Here is a 7,641-nt window from a genome sequence, read left to right on the forward strand (position 1 = left end):
AAATGTGTATAAGAGGCAGCCCGAGAGGGGCACGGTCATGCGTACGAACCGTCCTGCCGCAACCATCGCGCTGGTCGCCGCCATCGCCGTCACCGCCACCGCCTGCGGCGGCGGTTCCACCGGCGGGGGCGGCGGCAACAGCAGCCCCAAGACGCTCACCTACTGGGCCTCCAACCAGGGCGCCAGCCTGGAGGTGGACAAGCAGGTCCTGGAGCCGGAGCTGAGAAAGTTCGAGCAGCAGACCGGCATCAAGGTGAAGCTGGAGGTCGTCCCCTGGTCCGACCTGCTCAACCGGATCCTGGCCGCCGCCACCTCGGGACAGGGCCCGGACGTCCTCAACATCGGCAACACCTGGTCGGCCTCGCTCCAGGCCACCGGCGCCCTGCTGCCCTTCGACTCCGCCACCTTCGACAAGGTCGGCGGCTCGGACCGCTTCCTGCCCTCCGCGCTGGCCTCGGCCGGCGCCAGCGGCAAGGACCCGGCGGCCGTCCCGCTGTACTCCATGGCGTACGGCCTCTACTACAACAAGAAGCTCTTCGCCGACGCCGGCATCGCCAACCCCCCGGCCACCTGGGACGAGCTGGTCGCCGACGGCCAGAAGCTCACCAAGGGCGGCAAGTACGGCCTGGCGATCGAGGGCGGCAACCTCTCCGAGAACGTCCACCACGCCTTCACCCTGGCCACCCAGCACGGGGCGTCCTTCTTCACCCCGGCGGGCAAGGCGTCCTTCGACAGTCCGGGCGCGGTGGCCGCGATCAAGCAGTACGTCGACTTCATCGCCAAGGACAAGATCGCCGCGCCCGGCAACGCCGAGTACGCCAACAACCAGTCCGTGACCGACTTCGCCACCGGCAAGGCGGCGATGCTGATGTGGCAGGCGGCCGGCGCCAACCTCAAGTCGCACGGCATGAACCCGGACGCCTACGGGGTCGTCCCGGTGCCGGTCCCCGCCGGGGCCAGCGGCACCAAGGAGTCCACCACCTCCATGGTGGCCGGCATCAACATGGCCGTCTTCAAGAACACCAAGAACAAGGACGGCGCCCTGCAGTTCGTGAAGTTCATGACCAGCAACACCGAGCAGACCGTCCTCAACAAGGCCTACGGCTCGATCCCGCCGGTCGTCGCAGCCCAGTCCGACCCGGCCTTCTCCACCCCGGAGCTGAAGACCATCGCCGGCGTGCTGCGCAGCAGCGCCGCCCCGCTGCCCCAGGTCCCCCAGGAGAGCAACTTCGAGACCCTGATCGGCACCGCCGTCAAGAACCTGCTCGCGGAGGCCGCCTCCGGCAAGGCGATCACCGACGAGACCGTCAAGGCCGAGCTCACCAAGGCCCAGCAGCAGATGCCGGCCAACTGACGTGCGACAGCGACTGAGCCGAATCGGCCTGCCCTACCTGCTCCTGCTCCCCGCGCTGGTGATGGAGCTGCTGATCCACCTGGTCCCCATGGTGGTCGGTATCGTCATGAGCTTCAAACAGCTCACCCAGTTCTTCATCCGCAACTGGTCGGAAGCACCCTGGGCCGGCCTGGGGAACTACCGCATGGCGGTGGACTTCAACGCCCCGGTCGGCCAGTCGCTGCTGCACTCGTTCTGGGTGACCTGCTCCTTCACCGTCCTCGTCGTCGGCCTCTCCTGGCTGATCGGCGCCTCCGCGGCGATCATGATGCAGGACTCCTTCCGCGGCAGAGGGCTGCTTCGCGCAGCCTTTCTGCTCCCCTACGCACTCCCCGTCTACGCGGCCGTGATCACCTGGTCGTTCATGTTCCAGCGGGACACCGGCCTGGTGAACCACATCCTGCACGACCAGCTCCACCTCACCTCGGACAAGCCCTTCTGGCTGATCGGCGACAACAGCTTCTCCGCGCTGGTCACCGTGGCGGTCTGGCGGTCCTGGCCGTTCGCCTTCCTCACCCTCACCGCGGGACTGCAGAACATCCCCCGGGAGCTCTACGAGGCGGCGGCCATGGACGGAGCCGGGATCTGGCAGCAGATCCGCCGGATCACCCTGCCCTCACTGCGCCCGGTCAGCCAGGTGCTGGTGCTGGTGCTCTTCCTGTGGAGCTTCAACGACTTCAACACCCCCTATGTGCTCTTCGGCAAGTCGGCACCGCCGGCCGCCGACCTGATCTCCATCCACATCTACCAGTCGTCCTTCGTCACCTGGAACTTCGGCTCGGGCTCCGCGATGTCGGTGCTGCTGCTGCTGTTCCTGATGCTGGCGACCGCGGTCTACCTGTTCGCCACCTCGCGCCGGAGGGGCGCCGATGATTAATCCACCCGCGTCCTTCCGCTGGACACGCCGGATATTCCTGCTGGTGCTGGCGGTCTTCACCCTGGTGCCGGTGCTGGTGATGCTCAGCTCCTCGCTGAAGCCGCTCCAGGACGTCCAAGGACCGTTCCGCTGGATACCCTCGACGCTGACCTTCCGGCCCTATGTGGACATCTGGAAGACCGTGCCGCTGGGCCGGTACTTCGTCAACTCGCTGATCGTGGCCGGTGGGGCCACCGTCTGCTCGGTGGTCATCGCCATCCTGGCGGCGTACGCGGTGAGCCGCTACCGCTTCAAGGGCCGCCGGGTCTTCACCGTCACGGTGCTCTCCACCCAGATGTTCCCGGGCATCCTCTTCCTGCTGCCGCTCTTCATCATCTTCGTCAATGTGGGGGACTCCACCGGCATCGCGCTCTACGGCAGCCGCGGCGGCCTGATCCTCACCTATCTCACCTTCTCGCTGCCGTTCTCCATCTGGATGCTGGTCGGCTACTTCGACTCCATCCCCCGCGACCTCGACGAGGCCGCGCTGGTGGACGGCTGCGGTCCGATCGGCGCCCTGGTGCGGATCATCATCCCGGCCGCGATCCCCGGCATCGTCGCCGTCGCCGTCTACGCCTTCATGACGGCCTGGGGCGAGGTGCTCTTCGCCTCGGTGATGACCAACGACACCACCAGGACCCTCGCCGTCGGCCTCCAGGGCTACGCCACCCAGACCGACGTCTACTGGAACCAGGTCATGGCCGCCTCCCTGGTCGTCAGCGTCCCCGTGGTCGCCGGGTTCCTGCTGCTGCAGCGCTACCTGGTCGCCGGACTGACCGCCGGCGCCGTCAAATGACCCTCCTCGAAAGGCCCGCCGTGACCGACCTCAGTGCACTCCCCGACGACTTCCTCTGGGGCGCGGCCACCGCCGCGTACCAGATCGAGGGCGCGGTGGCGGAGGACGGCAGATCCCCCTCCATCTGGGACACCTTCTCCCACACCCCCGGTGCGGTCGAGGGCGGCGACACCGGGGACACCGCCTGCGACCACTACCACCGGTGGCCCGAGGACCTCGGCCTGATGACCGGCCTCGGCCTGGACGCCTACCGGTTCTCCCTCGCCTGGCCGCGGATCGTCCCGGACGGCGGCGGCGCGGTCAACCCCAAGGGCCTGGCGTTCTACGACAGGCTCACCGACGCCCTGCTGGACGCCGGGATCACCCCCTTCGCCACCCTCTACCACTGGGACCTCCCGCAGGCCCAGCAGGACCGCGGCGGCTGGCCCGAACGGGAGACCGCGGAGCGGTTCGCCGAGTACACGGCCGTGGTCGCCGGGGCGCTCGGCGACCGGATCACCCACTGGGCCACCCTCAACGAACCGCTCTGCTCGGCCTGGATCGGCCACCTCGAAGGACGGATGGCGCCGGGCCTCACCGACCTCACCGCCGCCGTGCGGGCCTCCTACCATCTGCACCTGGGCCACGGCCTGGCCGTACAGGCGCTGCGCTCGGCGGTGCCGGGGGCGCAGATCGGCATCGTCAACAACCTCTCCACCATCGAGCCGGCCAGTGACAGCGAGGCCGACCGGCTGGCCGCGCGGCGCGCCGACGGCCATGTCAACCGCTGGTGGCTGGACCCGATCCACGGACGCGGCTACCCCGAGGACATGGTGGAGCTGTACGGCGTCGACCTGCCGATCAGGGACGGCGACCTGGAGACCATCGCCGCACCGCTGGACTGGCTGGGCCTCAACTACTACTTCCGGCAGATCATCGCCGACGACCCGGGCGCCCCGGTCCCGTACATCCGCCAGCTGCCCGGCCCCAACCCGCAGCACACCGCGATGCCCTGGGAGGTGCACGCCCCGGGGATCGGGCAGCTGCTGCTCCGGCTCACCGAGGAGTACGGCGCGCGCAGGCTGTATGTCACCGAGAACGGGGCGGCGTACCAGGACACCGTGGCCGCCGACGGCTCGGTGCACGACCCGGAGCGCACGGACTACCTGGAGCAGCATCTGGCGGCCTGCGCCGACGCGGTCCGCAAGGGTGCCCCGCTGGCCGGGTACTTCGCCTGGTCGCTGCTGGACAACTTCGAGTGGGCCTACGGGTACGACAAGCGGTTCGGCCTGGTCCATGTCGACTACGAGACCCAGCGCCGCACGGTGAAGACCAGTGGGCGCCGCTATGCCGAACTGATCGCGGAGCACCGCGCCCGCTGACCGCGCGGCGGTACGACCCGGGAGGGTGCGGGCGCCGTTCCCCGCGCCGGGGTCCGCCCTCCCGTCCCGCACGGCCTGATGGCCGTGCGGGACTTCGGCATGCCCTTTTGGAGAGCGCTCCACTGCCCTGTTTTCCCTGTTCACAAGGGTGATGCAGAGGTCTTGACGTGTACCGAATCAGGGATGGAGCATGCAGAGAGGGAGAGCGCTCTCCATTACGTTCCCGCTCTCTCCCCAGGCCGCCGGAACGGCCAGCCCCCACAGGAGGACCCCCCATGCCCGCTCCACCCAGCGGAGCCAAAGCCCTTGCCGCACTGGTCTCGGCAGCTCTGGTCGCCGCCCTGCTGCTGCTGATCCCCGCCCCCGCCGCACAGGCCGCGGCCACCCTGCTCTCCCAGGGCCGCACCGCCACCGCCTCCAGTGAGGAGAACTACGGGACCCCGGCCTCCAACGCCGTGGACGGCGACGCCGGCACCCGCTGGTCCAGCGCGGCAGCCGACCCGCAGTGGCTCCAGGTCGACCTCGGCGCCCCGGCGGCGGTGAGCCAGGTGGTGCTGACGTGGGAGACCGCCTACGCCAAGGCGTACCAGATCCAGCTCTCCACCGACGGGACCACCTGGACCAGCGCCTACTCCACCACCACCGGCGCGGGCGGCACCGAGACGGTGAACGTCACCGGCACCGCCCGCTATGTGCGGCTGTACGGCACCGCACGGGCCACCGGCTACGGCTACTCCCTCTGGGAGTTCCAGGTCTACGGGACCGCCGGCGGCGGGACGGCCGGCGGCTGCGGCACCACCGACGCCGCCAAGGGACGGACCGCGACCGCCTCCAGTGAGGAGAACTACGGGACGCCGGCCTCCAACGCCGTGGACGGCGACACCGGCACCCGCTGGTCCAGCGCGGCAGCCGATCCGCAGTGGCTCCGGGTCGACCTCGGCAGCGCACAGAGCGTCTGCCAGGTGGTGCTCACCTGGGAGACCGCCTACGCCAAGGCGTACCAGATCCAGTTCTCCACCGACGGGACCACCTGGACCAGCGCCTACTCCACCACCACCGGCGCGGGCGGCACCGAGACGCTGAACGTCAACGGCACCGCCCGCTATGTGCGGCTGTACGGCACCGCACGGGCCACCGGTTACGGCTACTCCTTGTGGGAACTCCAGGTGCACACCGGCTCGGGCGCCAGCACACCTCCCCCCACCGACCCGCCGGGTGACTGGACCACCGTGTGGAGCGACGACTTCAACGGCGCGTCCGGCGCGGCTCCCTCCGCCGACTGGACCGTGGACACCGGCACCTCCTACCCCGGCGGCGCCGCCAACTGGGGCACCGGCGAGATCGAGACCGCCAGCAGCGCCCCCGCCAATGTCTCCCTGGACGGCAACGGCCACCTCGCCCTCACCGCGCTGCACAGCGGCTCCGGCTGGACCTCGGGCCGGATCGAGAGCAGGCGCACCGACTTCGCCGCCCCGGCCGGCGGCCGGCTGCAGATCTCCGCGACCGTCAAGCAGCCCGCCCCGGCCAAGGGCCTGGGCTACTGGCCCTCCTTCCGGCTGATGGGCAGCGGCTACCGCGGCGACAGCGGCTCCTGGCCGAAGAACGGCGAGATCGACGTCCTGGAGAACGTCAACGGCCGCAGCCAGCTCTCGGCCACCCTGCACTGCGGCACCGCGCCGGGCGGCAACTGCAACGAGTACAACGGCATGACCAGCGGCCTCGCCTCCTGCACCGGCTGCCTCACCGACTTCCACACCTACTCGGCGGTCATCGACCGCACCACCACCGACGAGCAGATCCGCTGGTACCTCGACGGCCGGCAGGTCTGGCAGGTCAGCGAGTCGCAGGTGGGCGTCTCCACCTGGGACGCCGCCGTGCACCACGGCTTCTCCCTGGCCTTCGACCTGGCCATCGGCGGCTCCTTCCCCGACGCGGTCTGCGGCTGCACCTCACCCGGCGCGGACACCAGCTCCGGCGGCACCCTCGCCCTGGACAAGGTCACCGTCTCCACCAGCACCGGCACGCCCCCCGCGCCGATGACCGACCCGGCGGTCCCCAGCGGCCGCTCCACCGTAAAGGTCACCGGCAGCCAGGGCAACTGGGCGCTCACCGTCAACGGCGCCCCGTACCAGGTCAAGGGCATCACCTGGGGTCCGGCCAACAGCACCGCGGAGGCGCACATCCGCGAGCTGAAGGCGATGGGCGTCAACACCCTGCGCACCTGGGGCACCGACGCGGGGACCAAGCCGCTGCTGGACACCGCCGCGGCGCACGGCCTCAAGGTGATCAACGGCTTCTGGCTCAACCAGGGCGCGGACTACGTCAAGGACACCGCGTACATGGACTCCACCCTGGACCAGATCAAGCAGTGGGTGACCACCTACAAGGACCACCCCGGGGTGCTGATGTGGGACGTGGGCAACGAGGTCGTCCTCACCACCCAGGACCACACCTACGACGGCTCCACGGTCGAGCAGGAGCGGGTGGCGTACGCCAAGTACGTGGAGCGGGTCACCCAGGCGATCCACGCCATCGACCCGGACCACCCGGTGACCTCCACCGACGCCTGGACCGGTGCCTGGGCGTACTACAAGTCCTACACCCCCAGCCTGGACCTGCTGGCGGTCAACTCCTACGGCTCGGTCTGCAACGTCAGGAACGACTGGGTCGGCGGCGGCTACACCAAGCCGTACATCATCACCGAGTCCGGTGAGGCCGGCGAGTGGGAGGTCCCCGACGACGCCAACGGGGTGCCCACCGAGCCCACCGACGTGCAGAAGCGGGACGCCTACCTCTCCAACTGGGCCTGCATCACCGGCCACCAGGGGGTGGCACTGGGCGCCACGGTCTTCCACTACGGGACGGAGAACGACTTCGGCGGCGTCTGGTACAACACCGTCCCGGCCGGGTGGCGGCGGCTCAGCTTCTACTCGGTGGCCAAGGACTACGGCGGCAACCCGGGTGGCAACACGCCGCCGGTGATCACCGACATGACGCTGAGCACCACCGCGTCCGTGCCGGCCGGAGGCACCTTCGACATCACGGCCAAGGCCACCGACCCGGACGGCGACCTGATCCGCTATCAGCTGCTGTACTGCGCCAAGTACGCGGGCGGCGGCACCGGCTTCAGCCAGGTCGACTTCACCCAGACCGGCGACGGCCGCTTCACCGCCAC

Annotated in this window: 4 protein-coding genes and 1 pseudogene; all 5 read left to right on the forward strand. The window is 69.7% G+C overall.

All coding sequences use genetic code 11. The annotated features are described in order from the left end of the window. Positions 1-37 precede the first annotated feature (37 nt). A complete protein-coding gene (locus AOK09_RS05190; protein ID WP_055585925.1) occupies positions 38-1,354 on the forward strand; it encodes an ABC transporter substrate-binding protein in 1,317 nt (438 codons plus the stop codon). A gap of 16 nt (positions 1,355-1,370) precedes the next feature. Next, positions 1,371-2,270: pseudogene (locus AOK09_RS05195) on the forward strand (carbohydrate ABC transporter permease); the annotation flags it as partial. Then, positions 2,263-3,105, forward strand: coding sequence for a carbohydrate ABC transporter permease (locus tag AOK09_RS05200; RefSeq protein WP_055585926.1), 843 nt, complete (start codon positions 2,263-2,265; stop codon positions 3,103-3,105). The pseudogene AOK09_RS05195 and the gene AOK09_RS05200, both read left to right, overlap by 8 nt. Before the next feature lie 20 nt (positions 3,106-3,125). Further along, positions 3,126-4,466, forward strand: coding sequence for a GH1 family beta-glucosidase (locus tag AOK09_RS05205; RefSeq protein ID WP_055585927.1), 1,341 nt, complete (start codon positions 3,126-3,128; stop codon positions 4,464-4,466). Between the two features lie 275 nt (positions 4,467-4,741). After that, positions 4,742-7,641, forward strand: a 2,900-nt coding sequence (locus AOK09_RS05210; RefSeq protein WP_055585928.1) for a discoidin domain-containing protein, incomplete at its 3' end; no start/stop codon positions are given.

Source organism: Peterkaempfera griseoplana (assembly GCF_001418575.1).
In the GTDB taxonomy this organism is placed as follows: Bacteria; Actinomycetota; Actinomycetes; order Streptomycetales; family Streptomycetaceae; genus Peterkaempfera; species Peterkaempfera griseoplana.